This window comes from Streptomyces sp. 11-1-2 (assembly GCF_003595545.1).
In the GTDB taxonomy this organism is placed as follows: Bacteria; Actinomycetota; Actinomycetes; order Streptomycetales; family Streptomycetaceae; genus Streptomyces; species Streptomyces hygroscopicus_B.
The window spans coordinates 9,439,608-9,463,713 of sequence record NZ_CP022545.1 but is presented as its reverse complement, the minus strand read 5'-3'; the positions used below and the strand labels follow the sequence as shown (position 1 = coordinate 9,463,713).

The following is a 24,106-nucleotide window of genomic DNA, read 5'->3' as shown; positions in this document are numbered from 1 at the left end:
GCGGGTCCGACAGCCTCCGGGCGGCCGGGCCCGCCGCGGTCGACGCCGTCGCGGCCAGCCCGGTCGCGACCAGCCCGGTCGCGACCGGCCCCGTCGCGACCGCCCGGCCGCCGCCTCGGCTCAGGCGAAGACCGACAGCAGCAGGGCCATCGCCAGGCCGAGCACGCTGACCAGCGTCTGCACAACCGTCTGGGTCTTGGTGGCCTGGCCGAGGTCCATTCCGAACGACTCCTTCACCAGCCAGAACCCGGCGTGGTTGACATAGTTGAGGCCGAGGGAACCGGCCCCGATCGCGACCACCAGCAGGGATGCCTCCAGGCCCCCGCCGTCACCGATCAGCGGGGCCACGATGCCGGTGGCCGAGACGATGCCGACGGTGGCGGAGCCCGTGGTCAGCGACAGCAGCAGGGCGATCAGCCAGCCCAGCAGGATCACATTGATATGGGCGCCCTCGGCGGCCGAGGCGATGGCATCGCCGATGCCCGAGTCCTGAAGGACCTGCTTGAAGGCCCCTCCCCCACCGATGATGAGCAGGATCGCGGCGATGGACTTCAGGCTGTCGGTCAGGGAGGCACGGGTCTCCTCACCGGAGCGGCCGGAACCGGCGAACGTCACCCCGAGGGCGAAGACGAACCCGGCGAGCATCGCCACCAGCGGCTCTCCGGCGAATACGAGCGCCGCGCCCAGCCCGCTCGACTCGTCCAGCACCGTCTCGGCCAGCGTGCGCAGCAACATCAGGACGACGGGGACCAGCACCGCCGCCACGGCCAGGCCGGTGGGCACACCGGTCCGGCGGGGCGCGTCCGTGTCCGCCTGCGCACCGGGTCCGGAGGTGGCCGCAGCGGGCTGCCGCTCGGCCCCGGCGAACTGGGCCACCAGCTCGGCGTCCGGGGCGACGTCGGGAAGCCGGGGCGCGATCCAGCGGGCGTAGACGGGGCCCGCGAGGATGACGGTGGGTATGGCACAGACGATGCCGACGCCGAGGGTGAGACCGAGGTCGGCGTGGAGGCCGGTCATCGCGGTCAGCGGTCCGGGGTGCGGCGGCAGCATGCCGTGCAGGGTGGACAGCGAGGCGATGGCGGGCACGCCGAGGAGTACGTACGGGCTGCCCTTCGTGCCGCCCTGGCCCTCCATCCTGCGGGCGACGCTGAAGATCAAGGGCAGTAGCACGATCAGGCCCACCTCGAAGAACATGGGCACGCCGATGACGAACGCCGCGGCACCGACCAGCCAGGGCAGCCTGCGCGGCTCGGCGCGGGCGACGAGGGCGCGGGCGATGGTGTCGGTCGCGCCCGAGTCGGACAGCAGACGGCCGAGCATGGCGCCCAGGGCGAGGGTGACGCCCACGTCGCCGAGGGTGCCGCCGGCGCCCTCCTCGATGGATCCGACGAGTTTCGAGGCGGGTTCCCCGGCCGCGATCCCCGTGCCCACGCTGACCAGGATCAGCGCGACGAACGGGTGGACACGCAGCCGGGAGTTGATGAGGTAGATCAGTGCTGCTATCGCCACCGTGAGGATGAGCAGCAGCCACCAGGTGTGTGCGGTCATGCGGTGCCTTCCAGGACATGCGTGTCATTACGGGACATGCGGGCGGGTTCGTACGGCCACCAGGGCATGGGTGGGTCAGGGAGTGGGGCGCGAGTCGAGGGCATGGGTGGGTCAGGGGGTGGTGCGGATCGAGGGCATGCGGGCGTGAGGCGGGGCCAGCGGCAGTGGCCGGTGAGGCTCACTAGTGGCGACCGCCCCGGGGGTGTCGGTCAGTCCAGTCCCAGGTGTCCGACCAGTTCGGCCACGGCCTTGTCCTGCCGGGCCAGGTAGGTGGCGAAGGCGCCACCGGTGGTGAAGGCGTCGGTCCAGCCGTGGCGGGTGAGCTCGGCCTTCCACTGCCGGGAGGTGTGCAGCGCGGTCAACACCTCGATCCAGCGTTCGCGGTCCGCGGAGCTGATGCCGGGCGGGGCGACGATCCCCCGCCAGTTGTCGAAGACGAGATCGATCCCGGCGGCCTTCAGCGTCGGCACCCTGGGCAGCGCGGCCACCGGCCGGTCGCTGGTGACCGCGAGCACCCTGAGCTGTCCGGCGGCGATCTGGTCGAGGAACTCGCCGATGCCGCTGGTGGCGAAGTCGACCCGGCCGTCCAGCAGGGCGGGGAGCAGATCGCCGCCACCGCCGTCGTAGGCGGCGTACCGCACCTTCTTCGGCTGAACGCCGACCGCGCCGGCCAGCGCCATGGGCAGCAGGTGGTCCGGGCCGCCCAGTGACGAGCCGCCACCGACCGTGACGCCTCCGGGGCTCTTGCGCCACCCGGTGACCAGGTCGGCGAGGGTGCGGTACGGCGAGTCCTTGCGGACCACCACCGCTTCGGGCTCCTCGATCAGGCGGGCGATCGGGGTGGTCCGTGCCACGGTCACCTTCGCGCCCTGCACATGCGCCGCACCGAGGACACCGAGGCCCATCTGCAGGGCGAGCCTCCCGTTGCCCCGTTCGTCCACGGTGCGCTGCAGGCCGACGGTGCCACCGGCTCCGGGCAGGTTGAACACCTCCATGTCCGAGGCGGTCCCGGTCTCCTCCAGCACCCGGGCCACGGTCCGTGCCGTGGTGTCGTACCCGCCTCCGGGTGTGTTGGGCACCAGGATCCGCAGACCGTCGTCCGCGGTGTCCCCGGGGCCCGGCCAGGTGCCACACGCGCCGACGAGCAGGGACAGCACAGCGGCCAGGAGGCCGGACAGGGCGCGGGTGCGGCCTCTCATGACACCTCCCTTTCGCTTCCCATACGGCGGACGCCATGATTGTGCAGCCTGGTGAGAACTGCGCCCAGGTTGTGTCAGCAGGAGAGATTGAGTTCATTGTGGTCGCCGCGTTCCGTCGTCAAACGCTCGCGGGCGAGATGCTGGTGTTGCAGCTCGCCATCGTCGTGGTGGTGCTGATGGCGGTCGCCGCGGTCTCGCTCGCCCAGTCGGAAGCCACCTTCAACCGGGTGGAGGGCCGCCGGGTCGGTGCGCTCGCCGAGCAACTGGCCGCCCAGCCGCTGGTACGCAGCCGGCTGGTGGGCCCCTCACCGGCGGAGGCGCTGGCCCCGCTGGTGTATTCGTCCCGGGTGCAGTCGCGGGTGACGTCCGTCACGGTGGCCGATGGTGACGGGCGCGTCGTCAGCTCGACGAATCCCACGGTGCTCGGCGACCGGCTGCCGCTGGGCAAGGGGGTCGGCGCGGGGCGCGGCTGGTCGGGCACGCTGGACTGGGACGGCAGCCGGGAACTGGTGGCCCAGGTGCCGGTCCTCGGTGCGACGGGCGACGACCTGGGGCGGCATCTGGGCACCGTCATGATCGGCGAGGCGTCTCCCACGGTGTGGCAGCGGCTGAGCGGCGCGTCCTCGTACCTGCCCGTCTACCTCGGTGTCGCCAGCGCGCTCGGCGTCGTCGGCTCCTGGCTGCTGGCCCGGCGCGTCAAACGGCAGACGCTCGGGCTGGAGCCGCGTGAGATCACCGGGCTGGCCGAGCACCGCGAGGCGATGCTGTACGGCATCGCCGAGGGCGTTGTCGCGCTCGATCCGCAGCATCGGGTAACACTCGTCAACGACATGGGCAGACGGCTGCTGGACCTGCCCGAGGACTGCGTGGGCCGGAACCTGGCCGAGCTCGGCATCGAGGGACGACTGCTGGACGTGCTGGCCGGGGCGCGGAAGGAGACGACGGACCCGAAGGACGAGGTCGTCGTCCGGCACGGCCGCGTCCTGGTCATGAACCGGATGACCGTCGTCAAGGACGGACGGCCGCTCGGCTCCGTCACCACACTGCGGGACCGCACCGAGCTGGCGAGGCTGGAGCGCGAGATCGGCTCCTTCCGGAGCACCTCCGAGCTGCTGCGCGCGCAGACCCACGAGTTCGCCAACCAGCTCCACACCATCTCCGGGCTGATCCAGATCGGCGAGCAGGAGGAGGTGGTGCGCTACATCCGGGCGCTGAACCAGCGCCGCCAGTCGCTGGACATGTCCATCGGCCGCCGGGTCAGGGACACCGCCGTGGCCGCGCTGCTGATGGCGAAGGCGTCCCAGGCCGCCGAGCGGAAGGTGGTCCTGCGTCTCTCGGACCGCACCGCGCTGGACCGGCTGACCCCCGAGGACGCCGCCGATGTGGCGACCGTGGTCGGCAACCTGGTCGACAACGCCATCGACGCCGCCACGTCCGAGCGCGGCGACGGGGGCAGGGACATGGCCGAATGCGGGGACGGCGACGAGCCATGGGTGGAGGTCGAGCTGCGCCAGGACAACGCCAGTGTGGAGATCGTGGTACGCGACTCCGGCCCCGGTGTCGCCCCCGGACTCGCCCAGGAGGTCTTCGCCCATGGCTTCACCACCAAGGCCGCCCGGGAGGGCGAGCGCGGCATCGGGCTCGCCCTCACCCGGCTCGTCTGCGAGCGCCGCGGTGGCGAGATCGCGGTGACCAATACTCCCCAGGGCGCGATGTTCAGCGCCCGCATGTCCGTCAGCCACCCCGCCGACGCGGTGGCGGAAGGAGCGACCCGATGACCGAGTCGGCCGGCACGATCGATGTGCTCGTCGTGGACGACGACTTCATGGTGGCCCGTGTCCACCGCACCTTCGTGGAGCGGGTGGCGCCGTTCCGCGTCGTCGGCACCGCGCACACCGGCGAGCAGGCGATCGAGGCGGTCGACGCGCTCCGTCCCGACCTGGTCCTGCTCGACCTCTATCTGCCGGACCTCTTCGGTCTGGACGTCATCCCCCGGCTGCGCGCCGCCGGGCACGACTGCGACGTCATGGTGATCACCGCGGCGCGGGAGGCCGACGCGGTGCGCGGCGCGGTCCGCCAGGGCGTGGTCGACTACGTCCTCAAGCCCTTCGACTACGAGGATCTGCGGCCTCGCCTCGAACGCTATGCGACCCAGCGCGGACGGCTGCTCACCACCGTCGTCCGCGGCCAGGCGGACGTGGACCGGGTCCTGGCCGGGGCGTTCGCACCCCCGGCGGGCGGGGCCCTCCCGAAGGGCCTGAGCGTGGAGACCGCCCAGCTCGTCGAGCGCGCCCTCCGCGAGGCGGACGGCACCGTCTCCGCCGCCGAGGCGGCCACCGCGATCGGCATCTCCCGTGTCAGCGCCCGCCGTTACCTGGAGTACTTCCACGCCACCGGCAACGCCGACGTGTCCCTGCGCTACGGCACCGCCGGCCGCCCGGAGCGCCGCTACAACTGGCGGGCGTAGCAACCCCGGTCCGCACCGGTTCGCACCAAGCCCGGTGGGTGGCCCGGGGTGAGACAGCCGAACGAGCCTTGTCATGACCCTTGACGCGGGTCGGCGCGTCCACCAAGATCCCACTGGAATCGATTCCATGGAATCGATTCCAGTGGGATTCATTCCGAGCCACGCCGCCCCTGTCCCTCCCCCAACCTCACCACCAGGGCGGCGGCTTCGCCGCACCCGCACGAGCCCGACACAGTGAAAGGCCGCATGTGGACGCCACCGTTACCCTCAAGGACGTCGCAGCGCGCGCCGGTGTCTCCGTGGGGACCGCGTCGCGGGTGCTCTCCGGCCACTCGGCCACCTCACCCGCGGCCCGCGAACGTGTGCGGGCGGCGGCCACCGAGCTCGGCTATCGGATGAACGCCCGGGCACAGGCGCTGCGTTCGGCGCGCAGCCATGCGGTGGGGCTCCTCGTCTCCGACGTACGCAACCCGTTCTTCGCGGACATCGCCCACGGCGCCGAACAGACCGCGCTCGCCTCGTCGTACGTCACGCTGCTGGCCAACGCCAATGAGGACACCGCACAGCAGGACACCTACCTGGATGTGTTCCTCACCCAGCGGGTGGACGGCATCATCATCGCTCCCCAAGGAGCGGGCCGCGGCGACCTGCGCGCGCTGGAACAGGCGCGGGTGCCGATGGTCTTCGTGGACCGCACCGTCGACGGGTTCGATGTGCCCAGCGTGACCGCCGACAACGCGCAGGGGGTCGAGCTCGCCGTCGCACATCTCGCCGAACAGGGCCACACCCGTATCGGATACATCGGCGGACCGCCGTCCGTATCCACCGGGCGGGCGCGTCTGAGCGCGTTCCTGGAGTCGATCGCCCGCCACCATCTGGACGACGACCCCGCGCTGATCACGGCGGGCGACTTCCGCCGGGCGAGCGGTGGCACCGCGGCCGCGAAACTCCTCGCGAACCACCGGCCGCCTACCGCGTTGCTCGCCGCCGACAGCCTGATGGCGGTCGGCGCCGTGAGCGAGGTGCGCCGACGCGGTCTGCGGATCGGCGAGGATCTGGCCCTGGTCGCCTTCGACGACATCGAGTGGTTCGCCGAACTCGACCCCCCGCTCACCGTGGTGGCCCACGACGCCCGCGCCTTAGGGGCGACCGCGATGCGGCTCCTGCTCGACGTCATCAACGGCGGTACGGCCGAATCCGTCGTCCTCCCGATGCGGCTGATCCCCCGCCGGTCATCCTCGGCGCGGCCGACGCACACCGCAGCCGTCCACCCCTCCGTCTGACGGCCCCGACCCACCCATACCCACAGCGCGAACACCCACAGCCCGAACACCCACTCCGCGGAGCCGCCCACCGTGCGGCCCCGCCGCCTCGGCGCGGCCTTCGCGGACCACCCTCACCTGCCCGACGCACGACGAAAGGCTGACCATGCGCATCGCACTCGGCAACGACCACGCGGGGCTGGCGCTCAAGGAACACGTCCGCCAGGTGCTGCGACGTCTGGGACATGAGGTGGCCGACTTCGGCCCCGACACCGAAACCCCCGTCGACTTCCCCGACATCACCTTCGCCACCTGCGACGCCGTACGCCGCGGGGAAGCCGACCGCGCCGTGCTGGTGTGCGGGACGGGCGCGGGCGCGCTGATGGCCGCCAACAAGATCGCGGGCATTCGATGCGGTCTCGGACATGACGTGTACTCCGCCCACCAGGCCGTCGAGCACGACGACGCCAACGCGCTCGCCATGGGTGCCTGGCTCATCGGACCGGCCATGGCCACGGAGGTCCTGGAGGCGTTCTTGACCGCGACGTTCGACGACGACGCCGACACGGTGCGCCGCGTGGCCAAGCTCCGCGACCTGGAACTGCGCTCGGCCCGCGAGCTCGCCGACCACATCTGACTTCTCTGGCACACCTCCGATCGAAGGAGACCGGTATGAGCGCTCCTGCCTCGCCCTCGACCCCGCCACCCACGCGTGGACGCGTCCGGACGGCCCTCGCGTCCGCCGTCGGCACCTGCGTCGAGAACTACGACTTCGTCGCCTACGGCACCGCGTCCGCCCTGTACTTCGGCGACGCGTTCTTCCCCAACTCGGACCCGGTGGTCGGCACCCTGCTGGCCTTCGTCACCCTCGGCGTCGGCTTTCTGATGCGCCCGATCGGCGGGGCCATCGGCGGTTACCTCGGCGACCGCCACGGGCGTAAACCCGTCCTGGTCGCGGCCCTGCTGACGATGGGCATCGCCACCGTCCTGATCGGCATGCTGCCCACCTATGAGCAGGTCGGGGTGTTCGCGCCCGCGCTGCTGGTGGTCATCCGCTGTATTCAGGGGCTGGCGTTCGGCGCCGAGTGGGGCAGCGCCGTGATGATGACGTACGAGCACGCGCCCCGCACCCGCCGCGGCCTGTACTCGGCGATACCGCAGGCCGGCAACCCGCTGGGCATCGCGCTCGCCAACATCGCCTTCCTGCTCTCCTCCACCCTCGACTCCGACTGGGCCTGGCGGCTGCCCTTCCTGGCCAGCGCCCTGCTGATCGTGGCCGGAGTGGTCATCCGGATGAAGCTCACCGAGTCCCCGGAGTTCGAGGCCGCCAGGGCGAAGGGCACCACCGTCCGCAACCCGCTGCTCAGCGTGGTGCGCGAGGACTGGCGCAACATCCTGCGCATCATCGCCCTGCGCGTCGTGGAGTCCTGTGCCTACTACCTGACCGCCACCTACCTCCTCTCCTACATCACCGACCGCGACTCCGGCGACCGTGGCGTGGCACTCGCCGGTGTGGTCACCGCCAGCCTGCTCGCCACCGCCACCACCGTGCTCTCCGGCGCGCTCACGGACCGCGTGGGCCGCCGCACGGTCTACCTCGTGGCCTGTGTGCTGGCCGCCCTCTTCGGCTTCCCGATGTTCCTGATGGCCAACTCCGGGGCCCCGGTGCTCATCGTGCTGATCTTCCTGATCGGCATCGGTGTGATCCACGCGGCGCTGACGGGCACTCAAGCGGCCTGGTTCGCCGAGCTGTTCAACACCGCCACCCGCACGTCCGGGGCCTCACTGGGCTACCAGACGGCGGCGTCGGTGGCCGGTTTCGCGCCGTTCCTCGCCGTGCTGCTCGCGGAGTCCTTCGGCTGGGCGGGCCCGGCCGGTCTCTACGTGTGCATCGCGCTGGTGGGACTTCTCGGTGTGCTGTCCACCCGTGAGACCTGGGGTCCCGGGCAGCGCATGGCCCGCCCGGCCGGTCAGCCGCGGCGGCCGGCCGATCGGGCGGGGCATCCTTCCCGCTGAGGGCGGCCCTCACGGACCGGGCCTAGCGGTCCTGACCCGGCATGCCCGCACACGTCCGGCAGGGACAGTGCGGGCAGCCCGTGGTGTGCAGGTAGCGTGGCGGACCGGCCGTACGGCGGCAGATCAGGCAGGTCAGTTCGCCGTCGTCGGCGACCACTTCCTCGTACGCCACCGGGGTCATCCGGTCGTCCGCGCCGATCCGCTTGTGCGGCGAGCCGACGGCGAGGATCAGATGGTCGGTGATCGCGCCGACGGCGTGCGGGATGTCGCCTTCGATCAGGAAGGTCTGTCCGGCGTGGGTTTCGTGGATGCGGCCGTCGTAGGTGATGGTCCCGATGCCGGCCACCACGGTCAGGACGTGGTGGCCGGGGTGGGTGTGCGGGACGAACCCGGCGCCCGCGGGCAGCCGGATCAGGTCGGCGCCGATGTCCCCGTTGGTCACCAGTTCGCGTCCGCTGGCCGACGCCGTGCCGTGGACCGGCACGGGCAGCGGAGCATGCTGCACATGCAGTCCGGTGTGCTGGTGGCGCACCGTCCTGGTGGCCCAGGTCGCGATCTTCAGCGCGGGCTCGGTGTCCTGTTCCGGCATGTCACTCCCTCGGTTGTGAATCCCAAACGACGCCGCCCAGGTCATGGCGGCCGGCGCGCAGAACGGAAAAGCCCACCGTGGCCGGGCGGCCGGGGCGCGGCCACCGCACCCACGTCCAGCGGTCGGCACGGGCCGTCCCGTGGTCGTCCGCGAGACGGCGCCACAGGTAGTCGAGCGCCCATGGCGTGCCGTCGGCAGTGGTGGGGGCATGGGTGGAGGCATGGGTGGAGGCATGGGTGGGGGTGGCGGGGGCGTGGGGCAGCAGTCGCAGTGTGCCGTCCTCGGACTCCCACCGTGCGCCGAACTCCACCGGCCCGGGCGCCGCGGGTACGCCGCCCTCGGTGACGGGTTCGGCCGCGGACTGGACGATCTCGGCGGCGAGTTCGGCGTATTCCGAGAGGGGCCACTGGGACCGCAGATACGCACGCCACCGCGCCTTCTCCGCCTCCGGCAGGGGCGTCCTGATCCCGTTCTCGCGCACGTGTGCGCGCAGGAAGTCGAACGCGGCGAAGGCCGGCTCGTCTCCGGTGGGGGCCGGTTCGTCGGCGGCGTACGGCGCGATCGCGCGCAGTGCGCGGTGCAGGTCGCGGTGCGGGTCGCGGTGCGGGGCACGGTCCAGGTCCCACGAGGACGCGTCCTCCGTCGGGCCGGTGGCGAGCAGGGTCCGGGCGGTGGCGGCGGCGTAGCGCAGCAGTCGTTCGTAGCGGACGGCGGAGATCCGCCGTACGGCCAGGGTGCCGCCCATCGCGGTGCGCTGCGGCTTGCCGGTGGCGGTGGCCAGGAAGCCGCCCCATCGGACGGCGGCGGGGCGTAGGGCGGCCTGCTCGCACACGGTCCGCACCGCGTCGAGGGTGGTGGCGGCAGGCTCGTCGATGACGAGGCCGACCTCATGGCCGAGAGTGGTCTCGGCCACCGGGACGGCGGCGAACCGGCCGCGCAGGCCCGCGTCGTGCCACATCCGCTCCACGTCCAGCGGATAGTGCTTCTCGCCACCACGGTCGATGCGTTCCTTGGCGCGCCCCCTGAGCACGAGCAGTCCGTCGCGGAACTCTCCGAGGTCGCCGGTGCGCAACCAGCCGTCGGGGGTGAGCGTCTCGGCGGTGCCGCCCGGGTCGCGCCAGTAGCCGTCCATCATGTCCGGTGTTCTGATCCACACCTCGCCGGAGGCGAGCCGTACCTCCGTGCCGGGCAGCGGGAGTCCGACGGGCGGGAAGCGGTCGAGGTACTGCGCCAGGAAGTCCTCCTCGGTCAACACGGGCATGGTGAAGCTGAAGTTGACCGCTTCGGTGAGCCCGTATCCCTGGCGGAGTCGTGGCCCGTAGCGCCGGTGGAAGCGCCGGGCGAGGTCGCCGGTGAGCGGGGCGGCCGCGGTGATCAGGTAGTCCAGGCCGTCCGGCCAGCCGGGGCCCGCCTCCACCAGCTCGGTGAGCAGGGCGGGAACGATCGAGGCGGTGCGGGCGCCGCCCGCCGCCAGATCGCGCAGATAGCCTTCCGGGTCGAAGGCGGTGTGCAGGACCAGCGGGGCGTGCGTGATGTGGGTGCCGATGAGCGACATGACGAGCGCGTTGCAGTGGTACAGCGGCAGGCAGGTGCCGTGCGGACGGCCGGGGGCGAAGCGGTGCAGCCGCGCCGTCTTGGTGGCGTTGCCGAGGACGGCGCGGCGGCTGAGCATCACGCCCTTGGGGGTGCCGGTGGATCCGGAGGTGAACATGATGAACGCCAGGTCCGCTCCCCCGGGATCGGCCGGGGCCCCGGGAAGGATCCGCGCGCGGAGCGCCTGCGCGCGGTCGCGGGATGCGTCGATGACCGCCGAGGCGTCCACGCGCCGTACGGTGTCGGCCAGCTCCGCATCGGAGCTGCGCGGATGGCGCGGTACGGCCACCAGCCCCAGGTCGAAGCAGGTAAGGAGGGCCCCGGCCAGCGGCTCGCCATGCGGGAGCCGGATGACGACGCGGGCGCCGGGCGGCAGCTCCTCCAGGCCGTGCAGCGGTGCCCGGAAGCGCCGTGCCAGTTCCGTGGTGTCCAGCGGGGCTCGGTGCGCCACAGATGTCATGGGTTCTCCGTCCCTCGGGCGGTGCGCTCGTATCGTCGCGCCCTCTCGGCTCGGCGCGGCTCCCCGACGGGTCGTGGCCCCTCTACTCGGCGTGACCCTTCCACTCGGTGCAGTTCGTCGGCGAGGATCCGGCCGAAGTCGCCGATGTGCTGGGGCTGCATGATCCGTTCGTGGTCGCGGTCGACTTCGTGGACGGTGAGCGCGCCGGTGACCAGCGGACGCCACGCCTCTCGCAGCGACGGGCGGTTTCCGGCGCCCGCCACGTGGACGGCATCGCCGTCCAGGACGGGTGGCCGGTAGTCCCGCAGGAGCCGGGCGTTGTTCTTGGAGACCGCGACGACGCGGCCGATGTCCTCCTCGGTGAGAGTGGCGAGCACACTGCCCTCGGCGCGGAGCGCGGCGGTGACCGTGGCGAAGTCCGTTTCGCCGGGCGGGAATCGCCCCTCGTCGTATCCGGCCGCGGTCAGCAGGATGCGGTGGATCCGCTCCTCGTCGATGCGCTCCCCGGGCCCGTCGTCGGGTCCGTGGCCGGGTCCGTCGCCCGGTCCGTCGTCGGGGCGCGGCGGCAGGGTGTCGACGACGCAGACCAGCCCTGGCTCGACGCCCAGCTCCCGCAGCCGTACTGCCATGGCGTGGGCGACGAGACCGCCGAAGGACCAGCCGATCAGGTGGTACGGGCCGTGCGGGCGCACCGACCGCAGTTCGTCGACGTAGATCTCGGCCATCTCCTCGACGCTGGAGGGCAGTTGGCGGATGCCGCCGGGGCCCTCGCCCCGGAGGGCGTAGAGCGGATGCGCGCGGTCGACGTGGTGCAGCAGCCCGGCGTACAGCCAGCCGAGGCCGCTCAGGGGGTGCACACAGAACACCGGCGCCGCTTCGCCGCCGGCGCGGTACGCGATGAGGTGGCCCCGGGTCGTGGGCGTGCCGTCGTCGAGACGTGCGGCGAGAGCGGCCGGGGTGGTCGCTTCGAACAGGTCGCGGATGGTGGGCCGCAGGCCGAGCACCTCGTGGATCCGGGAGGCGAGCCGGGTGGCGCTCAGCGAGTGCCCGCCCAGTTCGAAGAAGCTGTCCGTGGCCCCGATCCGGGGCAGGCCGAGCACCTCGGCGAACAGTCGGCACAGCGCCTCCTCCCGCAGCGTGCCCGGCGCCCGGCCGCGGGTGCCGCGGCCCCATTCGGGCTCGGGCAGCGCGCTCCGGTCCACCTTGCCGTTCCGGGTGAGCGGAAGGCGGTCGAGGGGATGGAGCCGGGCGGGCAGCATGTAGCCGGGCAGCCGCGCGGCCAGGTGGTCGCGTACGGAGTCGAGGTCGAGGTCGGCCCCGGCGGGATCGGCCCCGGCGAGGCCGGCGGCGGCGAGGCCGGTTCCGGCGGATTGGGGCACGAGGTAGCCAACCAGCCGCCGGTCGTCGGGACCCACGTCCCGCACCGCCGCGGCGGCGGCCCGCACTTGGGGGTGCGCCGCCAACGCGGCCTCGATCTCGCCGAGTTCGATGCGGTGGCCGCGCAGTTTGATCTGGTCGTCGTCGCGGCCGTGGAAGCGCAGGGTGCCGTCGGCCCGCCAGGAGGCCAGATCGCCGGTGCGGTACATGCGGGTGCCGGGCGGGCCGAAGGGGTCGGCGACGAAGCGCCACGCGGTGAGCGACGGACGGTGCAGATAGCCGTGGGCGACGCCCGCCCCGGCCAGGTACAGCTCACCGATGGCGCCGGGCGGCACGGGTCGCAGCCGGTGGTTGAGAACGTACGCGCGGGTGTTGGCGACGGGGCGGCCCAGGGGAACACCGGGCTCCTGAGGACCGGTGACGGGGTGGCAGGCGGACCAGACGGTGGTCTCGGTGGGGCCGTAGCAGGCGAGCAGACGGCAGCCGAGGCCGGTGAGGGTCTCGGCGAGCGGGCCGGGGACGGACTCACCGCCGATCACCGCGCGCATGCCGTGCAGCACGGCGGGCCGCCGGGCCGCCAGGGTCTCCCAGCGCGAGGGGGTGGCCTGCATGACCGTGACGCGGTGCCGGGCCAGGAAGGCGAGCAGGGCGTCCGGGTCACGGAGCGTCGCGGCGTCGGCGACCACCGTGGCGGCGCCGGTGACGGGGCCGAGGAACAGCTCGGGCACCGACATGTCGAAGCCGGCCGGGGCGGCTGCCAGGACGCGGTCACCGGCGCGGACACCGAGTCGTTCGCGCATCGTGGCCAGCAGGTTGGTCAGCGCCGGGCGCGGGACGACGACGGCTTTTGGGTGGCCGGTGGAGCCGGAGGTGTGGATCGCGTAGGCGGCGTCGGCGGGCAGCCGGGCGGGGCCGAACGGCGTGACCGGCCCGGCGGTGATGGCCCAAGGCTCGCCGGTGGGTTTCGGGGCGCGGGTGGTGGCCGGGCCGCGGGTGGTACCCGCAACGCCGCTGGCCGCGGGGGCAGTGCCCGCGGGGTCGGTACCCGGGGCCTCGATGCCCGGAGTGCCGGTGGCCGGGGCCTCGCTGGCCGGACCCTCGATGCCCGGAGTGCCCGTGGCCGCAGCCTCGCTGGCCGGACCCTCGATGCCCGGAGTGCCCGTGGCCGCAGCCTCGCTGGCCGGACCCTCGATGCCCGGAGTGCCCGTGGCCGCAGCCTCGCTGGCCGGACCCTCGATGCCCGGAGTGCCCGTGGCCGCAGCCTCGCTGGCCAGGGCTTCGACGTCCCGAGTGCCAGTGACCAGGGCCTCAGTGCCCACGGCCTCGCTGCCCGAAGTGCCCGCGCCCGGGGCCTCGGCGCCCGAGGCTCCGGTGCCCGGGGCCTCGATGGCCAGGGCCTCGACGTCCCGAGTGCCAGTGCCCGGGGCCTCGATGGCCAGGGCCTCGACGTCCCGAGTGCCAGTGGCCAGAGCCCCGGTGCCTAGGGCCTCGGTGCCCGGAGTGCCCATGCCCGGCGTGCCGGTGGCCGCAGCGCCAGTGGCCACGGCCCGCATGTCCGCCGCGCACAGAACGAGGGCGGGGCGGGCGTCGGCGAGCAGGGCGTCGATCCGTTCGGGCGGCAGGTCGGGGTCGAAGGGCAGATAGGCGGCGCCGGAGGCCAGCACGGCCAGGCACGCGGTGATCAGGCCGGTGTCGCGCGGCAGCCCGACGGCGACCAACCGGCCGGGGCCCGCGCCACGGTCCGCAAGCGTCCGGGCGAGGTCCGCGACCCGTTCGGAGAGCTGCCGGAAGTCCAGGGTCTCCGTGGCCCCGATCACGGCGGGCGCGTTCGGGGTACGGCGGGCCTGGGCCGCGAACAGCTCGACCACGCCTGCCGCCCCGGCCGCCTCGTGCGCGGCGTCGCTCCAGGTGATGTCGTTCCAGGCGGTGTCGTTCCAGGCGGTGTCATTCCAGGCGGTGACGGTCCGTCGCTCCTCGTCCTCCGTGAGCAGGGGCAGGTCCGCGATGGCCCGGTCGGGGTCGGTCACGGCGGCGCGGAGCAGCCTGGCCAGCCGCTCGTTCAGGGCGTCCGCCGTTCCCCGGGTGAACAGGTCGGCGTTGTACTCCAGCACCCCGGTCACGCCCGCGGGCGCGCCGGTCCCGTCGTACTCCTGCCGCAGGCTCCACAGCAGGTCCAGGCGGGCCCGGTCGCCGTGCACCGGTACCTGCCGCGCGGTGATCCCCGGCAGGTCGATGTCGGCGCTCCCGGTGTCCTGGAAGGCCAGCATCACCTGGAAGACGGGGTGGTGCGCGGTGGACCGCGGCGGATTGAGGAGCTTCACCAACTGCTCGAACGGCAGCTCCTGGTGGTCGAAGGCGTCCAGATCGGCCGCGCGCACCCGGCGCAGCAACGTGGCGAAGGAGGGGGTCCCCGACAGGTCGGTGCGCAGGACCAGCGTGTTGACGAAGCAGCCGATGGTGTCGTGCAGTGCCGCGTCGTGGCGGCCCCCGACCGCCGTGCCGATCGGGATGTCCTCGCCCGCGCCGAGCCCGGACAGCAGGGCGGCGAGCCCGGCGTGCAGCACCATGAACATGCTCGCCTCGTGTTCGCGGGCGAGGGCGGTGAGCCCACGGTGCAGTTCGGCGTCCAGGGTCAGCTCGACGGTGCCGCCGCGGTGCGAGATGGTCGGCGGGCGCGGGTGGTCGGCGGGCAGCGGCAGCACCTGCGGGATGCCGCTCAGGGCGCGCGTCCAGTACGCGGCGGCGGCGTCGGTGGGCAACTCCCGCTGCCAGAGGGCGAAGTCCGAGTACTGCGCGGGCAGCGGCTCCCACCGGGGGGCGGTGCCGGTGGCCCTGGCCCGGTAGGCGGCCGACAGATCGCGGGTGAGCGGGGTCAGCGACCAGCCGTCGGCGGCGATGTGGTGGGGCAGCAGAAGCAGCGCGTGCCGGTCGGGGCCCAGCGCGTACAGCGTTGCCCGCAGGGGCAGTTCCGCGGTCAGATCGAAGGGGCGGGCGGCGTCGGCGGCGAGCCGCTCGACGAGGCGCGCTTCATCGGCGCCGTACCCGTCCGCCTCGTCCAGCGACACCGTCGCGAAGGGCGGCTCGACGGGAGTGGTGGGGCGCTGCCAGGGCTCGCCGTCGTGGACCTCCACCACGGTGCGCAGGATCTCGTGGCGCGTCAGGACATCCATGAGCGCGGCGCGCAGCGCCTCGGTGTCCAGCGGGCCGTCGAGCGTGAAGGCGAAGGGCATGTGGTACGTCGGACCGCCCTCCTCGAAGTGGTAGAGGAACCACAGGCGGCGCTGGGCGAACGACAGCGGGACACGGTCCGGCCGCAGCCCGGGGCGCAACGGCGGGCGCACCGCCGGACGTCCGGCCGACGCCCGGCGGGGCTCGCGCCGCGCGATGACACGCGGGGCGAGCGCGGCCACGGTGGGCGCGTCGAACAGCGTGCGGATGGCGAGGTCGATGCCGAGGCCCGCGCGGATCTTGTTGATGAGCTGGGTGGCGAGCAGCGAGTGGCCGCCGAGGTCGAAGAAGCCGTCGTCCACGCCGACTTCGGGCACGCCGAGCGTTTCGGCGAAGGCGCGGCACAGGAACCGCTCCAGCTCGGTGGCGGGCGCCCGTCCGGCCCCGGTCCGCAGTCCCTCGGTGGGTGCGGGCAGGGCGCGCCGGTCGAGCTTGCCGTTGCGGGTCAGCGGCAGCCGGGCGATCGCCACCACGAAGCCGGGCACCATGTATCCGGGCAAGTGGCGGGCGGCGTGGTGGCGCAGGGCGGCGGGGTCGAGGCGGGTGTCCGCCGTCGCGGGGACGGCGTACGCCACGAGCCGTACGCCACCCGCGCCGTTGCCCCTGCCGTCGTCCTGGGCGTCCTCGGCGTCCTGGGCGATGACCGCGGCCTGAACGACGTCGGGGTGGCGCTCCAGGACGGCCTCGATCTCGCCCGGTTCGATCCGGAAACCGCGCACCTTCACCTGCTGGTCGGTGCGGCCCAGGTACTCCAGGGTGCCGTCCTGCCACCGGCGCGCCAGGTCTCCCGATCGGTACATCCGGGCGCCGGGCGGGCCGAAGGGGTCGGCCACGAAACGGGTCGCGGTCAGAGCCGACCGTCCCAGGTAGCCCCGGGTCACACCGGGGCCGGAGAGGTAGATCTCGCCGGGGCAGCCGGGCGGCACCGGCCGTAGCGCATGGTCGAGCAGGTGCAGACGCAGGTCGGCGAGCGGTTCGCCGATGGCGCCGCGGGTGTCGGCCGGGTCGGTCAGCTCGGCGTACGTGGAGTGCACGGTGGTCTCGGTGATGCCGTACATGTTCACCAGCCGGGGGCGGCCGTGCGGGCCGGGGCCATCGGGATACCAGTCGCGGATCCGGCGTGGGTCCAGCGCCTCTCCGGCGAAGACCACGACGCGCAGCGCGTGCCGGGGCGGGCCGTCGGCCTCCCGCGCCATGTCGGCTTCCGCCTGGGCGAGTTGGTAGAAGGCCGACGGCGTCTGGCACAGGGCGGTGACCCGTTCGCGGACGAGCAGCCGCCACATCTCGCGCGGCGACCGGCTGACCGTGTGCGGCACGATGACGAGCCGCCCGCCACGGCCGAGGGCCGCCCACAGCTCCCACACGGACACGTCGAAGGCGTACGAGTGGAACAGGGCGTGCACATCGTCCGGCCCGAAGCCGAACCGCTCATCGGTGGTGTCCAGCAGCCGTACGACGTTGTCGTGCGTGACCACGACGCCCTTGGGGGTGCCGGTCGAGCCGGAGGTGTGGATGACGTAGGCGGTGGTGTGCGGGTCGGTGCACCGGCCGAGGTCACCGGCCGGGCCCGTGGCCAGGGCGGCGGCCGTCTCCGGGTCGTCCAGCAGCAACCGGTCCTGGCCGGACGGCAGTACGGCGGCGGATTCGGCCGTCGTCAGAGCCAGGGGCGGGCGGGCTTCGCCCAGCACGTGTCGCACGCGCTCGGGCGGGGTGGCCGGGTCCAGCGGCAGATAGCCCGCGCCGGACTTGAGCACGGCGAGGACGGCGGTCACCAGATCGGCGCCGCGTGGCAGGGCGAGGGCGACGAGCCGGTCCGGGCCCGCGCCGCGGGCCACGAGCACCCGCGCGAGGCGGTTGGCCCGTTCGTTCACCTGCCGGTAGGTGAGGGTGCGGTCGCCGTCGGTCAGTGCGGGAGCGTCGGGACGCATCGCGGCCCGCGCCTCGAACAGCCCGGGCAGGGTCCGGCCCGGGGCCCGCTCGGCGGCCGGTGCCCGCTCGGCGGCCGGGGCCCGGGGCGGCCGCTCGTGCGGCAGCAGGAGGTCGATGTCGGCGAGCCGGGCGCCGGGCGCGGCGGCGATACGGTGAAGCAGCGCGCCGAGCCGGTCCAGCAGACGCCGGGCGGCGTCCGCGTCGAGGACCCCGGTGTCGTGGTCGAGCCGCAGGCCAAGTCGCGTTCCGTCGCCGGGCAGGACGATGAGCGACAGCGGGTAGTGCGTACCGTCCATCACCCGCAGCCCGGTGATCTCGATGCCGGGCGCCACATCCCGCAGGACATCGGCGTCGAGGGGGTAGTTCTCGAACACGACCAGGCTGTCGAAGAGTTCGCCGTGTCCGGCCAGGCGCTGGAGCCGGGTGAGATCGGCGTGCTGGTGCTCGACGACGGCGAGCTGCTGATCCCGCAGCGCGCGCAGCGTCTCCTCGACGGTTCGGGAGGGATCGAGGCGGACTCGGACCGGGATGGTGTTGATCAGCAGGCCGACGATGTTCTCCACACCGGGCAGCTCGGGCGGGCGGCCGGAGACCGTGGCGCCGAAGACGACGTCGTCACGGCCGGTGTGGGCGCCCAGCAGCATCGCCCAGCCGAGCCGTACGAGCGTGTTGACGGTCAGCCCGTGGGCACGGGCCGCCCGCCGCAGCTCGTCCGTCACTCCGGCATCCAGCTCGGCGTCGGCCTGGCCGTGGTCGGCGCTGCCCCGGCCCAGCTCCCCACCGACCAGGGTGGGGCCGTCCAGCCCGGACAGGACACCGCGCCACGCGGCCTCGTCGGCCTCGGCATCGCGCGTGGCGAGCCAGTCCAGGTAGGCGCGGTACGGCGTGGCGGCCGGGGGTGTTCCGCCCGCGTAGAGGGTGAAGAGCTCCCGGACCGCTATCGGCCAGGACCAGCCGTCCAGCAGGATGTGATGGGCCGTCAGTACGAAGACGTGCCGCTGCCCGGCGGCCCGCAGGTAGGTGGCGCGCAGCGCGGGCGGGTCGGTGAGGTCGAACCGCAGACGCCGGTCCCGGTCGAGGAAGGCGGCCTCCTCCGCGGGAGACGCCACCCGCTCCTCCCGCCACGGAACGTCGATCCGGTCCGGCACCGTCTGCACGGGCCTGCCGACGGCGTCCGGCCGGAACCCGGCGGCCAGGTTCGGATGCCGGTGCAGCAGCGCACGCAGGGCCTCGCGCAGCGCTGTGGCGTCGAGTTCGCCGGTCAGCTCGAAGACGAACTGGACGAGATAGGGGTCGGCGCCGCCGCCGTCGGCACCGCTTTCGTCCCCCTCGTCGCGATCGTAGAGGGAGTGGAACAGCAGCCCTTGGGCGAGGGGCGACAGCGGCAACGCCTCGCCCGCACGGTCCACCGCGGACGCCACGGGTCGCTCGCCCACCGCGGTTCGCTCGGCCACCGCGGGCGCGGTGGGTCGCTCGTCCGCATCGGCGGCCAGAGCCGCGAGGTGGTCGAACCAGCGCCCCGCCAGGTCCGCCATGTGCGCGTCGTCCAGCAGGCGACCGGCCCAGGACCACATGGCGGTGAGCCGGGGGCCTTCGGGGTGGTCGACGATGACGGAGTCGAGTTCGACGGCGTGCGCCAGCGGCAGATCCGGCGACGCGCTGGACGCGAGGACGCTCCCGTCCGGGCTCCAGTCCCGCTCGCCGTCCGCCTCGAAGCGGCCGAGGTAGTTGAAGGCGATCGGGGGCGGTGCCGGTGCGGCCAGCCGGGTGGCGGTTTCCGGGTTGAGGTGGCGCAGCAGGCCGTAGCCGAGGCCGTGGGCCGGTACGTCGCGCAGTGCCGCGCGGACCCGGGCCACGGCAACGTCCCAGGGCGTGTCCCCGTCCCCCGCGTCGAGCAGCAACGGGTGAATGATGGTGAACCAGCCGACCGTACGCGACAGTTCGAGACCGGCGGCGAACTCCTCCCGGCCGTGGCCTTCCAGGTCCAGGCCGACGGCCGTCTCATCCGCGCCCCGCCAGTCGGCGACGGCCCGGACGAACGCGGTCAGCAGCAGGTCGTTCAGCGAGGCGCCGAACGCGCCGGTGGCGCGGTCCGCCAGGGCCGCGGTCAGCGCGGCCGGAAGGGTGCGGGTGTGGTGGCGTCGCGTGGCTTCGGTGTCCCGCGCCGGGTCCGGCAGCGGCTCGGCCCGGAGGTGGCTCACCGCGTTGGCGACCTGGGTCCAGTACGGGAGTTCGGCCAGGACCGACGCGTCCCGGGCATGCGCCGCCAGCGCCCTGCTCCACCTCCCGAACGCCGTGCCGACCGCCTGCGGTGCCGGGGTCCGGCCGGTGGCCAGCGCGCGCCAGCCGTCGCGCAGGTCGTCGAGCATGATCCGCCACGACACCCCGTCGACGGCGAGGTGGTGCACGGTGAGAACGAGAGTGCCGGGCAGATCGGCTCCGGCGTCGAACCACTCCGCGTGCACGACGCGCCCCTCCACGGGGTCCAGCCGCTCTCCGGCCCGCGCGGCGTGCTCCCGTACGGCGGCCTCCAGCGCCTGCCGGTCCACACCGGCCACGTCGTGCCGGACCAGTGCGATCCGGCCACGGGGTTCGGTCCGCAGCTCCCAGGAGGAGTCCCGCGCCACCAGCCGGAGGCGCAGCATGTCGTGCCGGTCGAGCAGCGCTTCGAGGAGGGTGAGCAGCCTGGGCACATCGAGCCCGGCGGGGGTGCGCAGCGCCATCGACTGCGCGAACCCGGTGACAGAGCCGCCACGTTCACGCAGCCAGTGCATCACCGGCGTCGGCTCCACCGTCGGGTCCGCGCCGCCCTCGCTCGGAACGATGGGCGGCAGGGGCCGGTCGGTCAGCGCCGCGGCCAGTTCGGCGACCGTGGGGTGGCGGAAGACGTCCTGGGAGGTGAGCGGGAGACCGGCCCGCCTGGCCCGGCTGACCAGGTGGATCGCCAGGATGCTGTCGCCGCCCAGTGCGAAGAAGCCCTTGTCCGGCGGAATGTCCGGCTCGCCCAGCACCTCGCGGAACAGCGCGGCGAGCGTCTCCTCCGCAGGCGTCCGGGGCCCACCCGTGGCCGCGCGGTCCGGCGGCGGGGCGGGCGGGGCAGGCAGGGCGGCGCGGTCGAGCTTGCCGTTGCGGGTGAGCGGCAGCCGTTCAACCGGGACGATCACCGAGGGCACCATGAACGCGGGCAGGTGGTCGGCGGCGTGGCGCTTCAGCGCGTCGACGTCGGCATCGATGTCGATGTCGATGTCGATGTCGATGTCCACATCCACGCCCGCATCAACGTCCGCGTCAACGTCCACACCCACGCCCAGGGGCACGGTCCGGGGGTGTGCCGTTCCCGACCGCACGGTTCCCGACCGCACGGTTTCCCGCTGTCCGGTGACGACGTACGACACCAGCCTGCGCTCGCCCGGCCGGTCCTCGCGGAGCACGGTGGCGGCGCGCGTCACGGCGGGGTGGCGGCACAACGCGTCGTCGATCTCGCCGGGTTCGACGCGATAGCCGCGCAGTTTGACCTGGCTGTCGGCACGGCCGACGAAGTCCAGGGTTCCGTCCGGGTTCCAGCGGGCGAGGTCTCCGGTGCGGTACATACGGGCGCCGGGAGGGCCGAACGGGCAGGCCACGAAGCGCTCCGCGGTGCGGGCCGGTGCCCCGAGGTAACCGCGCGCCAGCCCGGCCCCGGAGAGGTGGACCTCCCCGGTGACGCCGGGCGGGACGGGGCGCAGCGCGTCGTCCAGGAGGTGCACCCGAGTGCCGTCGAGCGCGGTGCCGACCGGCACCGACGTGGCCTCGGCCGGGAGGTGGTCCACCGGGTGCCGGGTGGCGAAGACGGTGGTCTCGGTGGGTCCGTAGCCGTTGATGACGGCGGGGGCGGGGCGCGCGGTGCGGACGCGCCGTACGGCCTCGGGGGCGACCACGTCGCCGCCGGTCCACACCTGGCGGACGCCGGCGAGGCAACCGGGGTCCTCCTCGGCGACCGCCGCGAACAGGCCCGCCGTCAGCCACAGGCCGGTGACCCGGTGCGCGGCGATGACGTCACGCAGGACACCGATGTCCGTCCGGCCCGGTGGCGCGATGACGATCTCGCCACCGGTGAGCAGCGGCACCCACAGTTCCAGGGTGAGCGCGTCGAAGGCGTGCGGGGAGTGCAGCAGCACCCGCTCCGCGCCGCCCTCGGTCCACCAGCGGTCGGCGGCGAGCCGTACGAGATTGTCATGGGTGATGGCGACGCCCTTCGGGGCGCCGGTCGAGCCCGAGGTGAACATCACGCATGCGAGGTGCTCCGGGTGCACGGCCGCCGGGCGGTGATCCGGGACCACGGCCCCCACACCGTCATCCTGGGGCACAGCCCTCGCACCGTGATCCGGGACCACAGCCCCCGGGCCGTGATACGAGGCCACGTCCCCCGCGCCATGCTCCGGAGCGGGTCGCTCATCGCCGAGGACGAAATCGCCGAGGACGAAGGTGCGATGCCCCCTGGCGCGGAACCACACGGCGATGTCGTCGTCCCGGGTCGTGGCGTCGGTGATCAGGAACCGCGCCCCCGCACCGGCGGCGATCGCGGTCAGGCGGCCCCGTCCGTCCTCGCGGTGCAGCGGCAGATACGCGGCCCCCGCCTTGACGACCCCCAGCACCGCGACCACGAGATCCGGCGAACGCTCGACGAGCAGGCCCACGGGTGTCTCGGCGGTGACGCCCGCCGCGGTCAGCAGGGCCGCGACGGCGTTCGCCCGGGCGTCGAGCTCCCGGTAGGTGAGCCGCTCGCCGGTCGCGGCGGAACGCACGGCGAACGCCCCAGGGGCGCGGGCCACATGGGCCTGAAACCACCCGAGGGCCGTCCGCGCCGGGCCGGTGGTCCGCTGCCGCGGCCCGGTGCCCGCCGTCCGGAGCCGGTCGCGTTCGGCGGCCGAGGTGACGGCATAGCGCGCCACGCGGGTCCGGCCCGGGCGGGCGGCGGCCTGGCGCAGCACCCGCAGGAACCTTTCACCCGCCTCGCGCAGCAGCTCCGGGGAGTGGTTGGCCGGGTTGGCGTCGGCGTCGATGGTGAGCGGTCCGTCGCCGCGGTCGTACGCCACCAGGGACAGGTCCTCCGAGGGCGGCGCCTGGACGTTGTGCACGGTGGCGGTGGCGGATCCGAAGCGCAGGCCGTAGGCGAAGCGCTGGATGTTCAGCACGGGCCCGAAGAAGCGGCGGCCGTCCTCGGGGTAGCCCAGATCGCGGCGCAGTCGCTCACCCCGGTAGCGCTGGTGCCGCTGGACGAGCGCGATCTCCTCGTCGGCCCGGGCGGCCAGGTCCGCGAAGGGGGCGGCGGGGTCGACCCGCAGGCGCAGGGGCAGCACGTTCGCCGCCATGCCGGGCACGCGACGGCTCTGCTCGCTGACCCGTCCGGTGACCGGCAGGCTGAGCACGACATCGCGGCTGCCGGTCATCGCGTGGGCGAAGACGGCGGTCGCGGCGACGACGAGCCGCGACCAGCGCTGCCCAATCTCCCTTGCTGCCGACCGCAGTTGGGCGAACTCCGCTTCGGGCACGATGCTGGTCCGCCGCAGCGAGCCCGCGGGCACCGGGGCCGGGCGCGCGGCCAGGCTCAGGAACTCCGGACGCCCTTCCATCCGGCCGAGCCACCACCGCCGGTCGGCTTCCCAGCGCGGCGAGGCGTGGTAGGCGCGGTCCTCCTCCAGAGCGGCGCGCAGCGGGCTCCAGCCGTTCGCGGGTATCGGGCCGCCGCGCAGGAGGCTGTCGTAGAGCTCGGCGACGCGCCGTGAGAGGAGGGTCATGCCGAAGCCGTCGAGGGCGATGTGGTGCACCCGGTGGAACAGCAGATGCCGCTGGTCGCCGATCCGCAGGACGGCGCCGTCGAACAGCTCGCCCTCGGCCAGGTCGACGGGCCGGGACAGCTCCTCGCGCATCCAGCCGAGGGCCGTCGCGTGCGGCTCGGCCTCCTGCCGCAGGTCGCGCACGGGTAAGGACACGGAGCGCGGGCTCGTCACGCGCTGGACCGGCCGGCCGTCCGGCGCCTCGATGAAGCGGACGTGCAGCGCTTCGGTCTCGCGCACGGCCTGCCGTACGGCGGCCACGAGGACGTCGGTGTCGAGCGCTCCGGTGATGTCGGTGTACTCACCCCAGAGATAGGGCGAGGACAGGTCGGGCCAGGAGCGCTCGGCCAGCCATACGCCCGACTGGGCCTCGGAAACGGGGAGTTCGGTGCCGGTTTCGTCCAGGGCCATCGGGTTTCCCGCCCGGTCGCCGTGCGACGACCTCAACGTAGCAGTGGCTTCACAGGGCGATCGCGTCGGTCGTCGGATGGTTCGGGAACGGTGGTCGGTCGGCGGCTCTCCGATCTTGTCCGGTCGCCGAGACTAACAGGCAAGTAAAGGCATCGCAAAGCAATGGCAATGTGACTGGGTACGGTTCAGGCCAAGCCGGAGCCGGGATGCG

Annotated in this window: 10 protein-coding genes; 5 read left to right on the top strand and 5 right to left on the bottom strand. The window is 73.5% G+C overall.

The window, feature by feature from the left end; translation table 11 throughout:
- Window positions 1-120: 120 nt before the first annotated feature.
- Together CGL27_RS40685 and CGL27_RS40680 are read right to left on the bottom strand one after the other, a co-directional pair.
- Window positions 121-1,548, bottom strand: coding sequence for a gluconate:H+ symporter (locus CGL27_RS40685; protein ID WP_119992524.1), 1,428 nt, complete (start codon window positions 1,546-1,548; stop codon window positions 121-123).
- Window positions 1,549-1,757: 209 nt separating this feature from the next.
- Window positions 1,758-2,747, bottom strand: a complete 990-nt coding sequence (locus tag CGL27_RS40680; protein WP_119992523.1) for a tripartite tricarboxylate transporter substrate binding protein — start codon at window positions 2,745-2,747, stop codon at window positions 1,758-1,760.
- A gap of 98 nt (window positions 2,748-2,845) precedes the next feature.
- On the opposite strand from CGL27_RS40680, the gene CGL27_RS40675 reads away from it, so the two are divergent.
- The 5 genes from CGL27_RS40675 to CGL27_RS40655 all read left to right on the top strand — a co-directional run bounded on the left by CGL27_RS40675 (window position 2,846) and on the right by CGL27_RS40655 (window position 8,492).
- The gene (locus CGL27_RS40675; RefSeq protein ID WP_119992522.1) at window positions 2,846-4,525 is read left to right on the top strand and encodes an ATP-binding protein; all 1,680 of its coding nucleotides are present in this window, start codon (window positions 2,846-2,848) and stop codon (window positions 4,523-4,525) included.
- Entirely contained in the window at window positions 4,522-5,214 is a 693-nt protein-coding gene (locus CGL27_RS40670) for a response regulator (protein WP_078639594.1), read from the top strand. Before CGL27_RS40675 ends, CGL27_RS40670 begins: the two co-directional genes overlap by 4 nt.
- 248 nt (window positions 5,215-5,462) lie before the next feature.
- Complete coding sequence (locus tag CGL27_RS40665; protein ID WP_119992521.1) at window positions 5,463-6,497, top strand: LacI family DNA-binding transcriptional regulator; 1,035 nt, start codon at window positions 5,463-5,465, stop codon at window positions 6,495-6,497.
- Window positions 6,498-6,642: 145 nt separating this feature from the next.
- Window positions 6,643-7,113 carry an RpiB/LacA/LacB family sugar-phosphate isomerase gene (locus CGL27_RS40660; RefSeq protein ID WP_119992520.1) on the top strand — a complete coding sequence of 157 codons (471 nt, stop codon included), beginning with the start codon at window positions 6,643-6,645 and terminating at the stop codon, window positions 7,111-7,113.
- Between the two features lie 35 nt (window positions 7,114-7,148).
- A complete protein-coding gene (locus CGL27_RS40655; protein WP_119992519.1) occupies window positions 7,149-8,492 on the top strand; it encodes an MFS transporter in 1,344 nt (447 codons plus the stop codon).
- 22 nt (window positions 8,493-8,514) lie between these two features.
- On the opposite strand, the gene CGL27_RS40650 is transcribed toward CGL27_RS40655, so the two are convergent.
- From CGL27_RS40650 to CGL27_RS40640, 3 genes are read right to left on the bottom strand one after another with little or no spacing between them, the layout of a single operon-like run.
- A complete protein-coding gene (locus CGL27_RS40650) occupies window positions 8,515-9,081 on the bottom strand; it encodes a cupin domain-containing protein (RefSeq protein WP_078639596.1) in 567 nt (188 codons plus the stop codon).
- Between the two features lies 1 nt (window position 9,082).
- Window positions 9,083-11,134 carry a class I adenylate-forming enzyme family protein gene (locus CGL27_RS40645; RefSeq protein WP_119992518.1) on the bottom strand — a complete coding sequence of 684 codons (2,052 nt, stop codon included), beginning with the start codon at window positions 11,132-11,134 and terminating at the stop codon, window positions 9,083-9,085.
- Window positions 11,131-23,895 carry a non-ribosomal peptide synthetase gene (locus CGL27_RS40640; RefSeq protein ID WP_119992517.1) on the bottom strand — a complete coding sequence of 4,255 codons (12,765 nt, stop codon included), beginning with the start codon at window positions 23,893-23,895 and terminating at the stop codon, window positions 11,131-11,133. The genes CGL27_RS40645 and CGL27_RS40640 overlap by 4 nt, the downstream gene beginning before the upstream one ends.
- Between the last annotated feature and the right edge of the window lie 211 nt (window positions 23,896-24,106).

Coding starts and splice junctions, on each gene's coding strand:
- CGL27_RS40650 (WP_078639596.1), bottom strand. CDS start 9,081: ATGCCGGAACAGGACACCGAGCCCGCGCTGAAGATCGCGACCTGGGCC.
- CGL27_RS40660 (WP_119992520.1), top strand. CDS start 6,643: ATGCGCATCGCACTCGGCAACGACCACGCGGGGCTGGCGCTCAAGGAA.
- CGL27_RS40685 (WP_119992524.1), bottom strand. CDS start 1,548: ATGACCGCACACACCTGGTGGCTGCTGCTCATCCTCACGGTGGCGATA.
- CGL27_RS40670 (WP_078639594.1), top strand. CDS start 4,522: ATGACCGAGTCGGCCGGCACGATCGATGTGCTCGTCGTGGACGACGAC.
- CGL27_RS40640 (WP_119992517.1), bottom strand. CDS start 23,895: ATGGCCCTGGACGAAACCGGCACCGAACTCCCCGTTTCCGAGGCCCAG.
- CGL27_RS40655 (WP_119992519.1), top strand. CDS start 7,149: ATGAGCGCTCCTGCCTCGCCCTCGACCCCGCCACCCACGCGTGGACGC.
- CGL27_RS40680 (WP_119992523.1), bottom strand. CDS start 2,747: ATGAGAGGCCGCACCCGCGCCCTGTCCGGCCTCCTGGCCGCTGTGCTG.
- CGL27_RS40645 (WP_119992518.1), bottom strand. CDS start 11,134: ATGACATCTGTGGCGCACCGAGCCCCGCTGGACACCACGGAACTGGCA.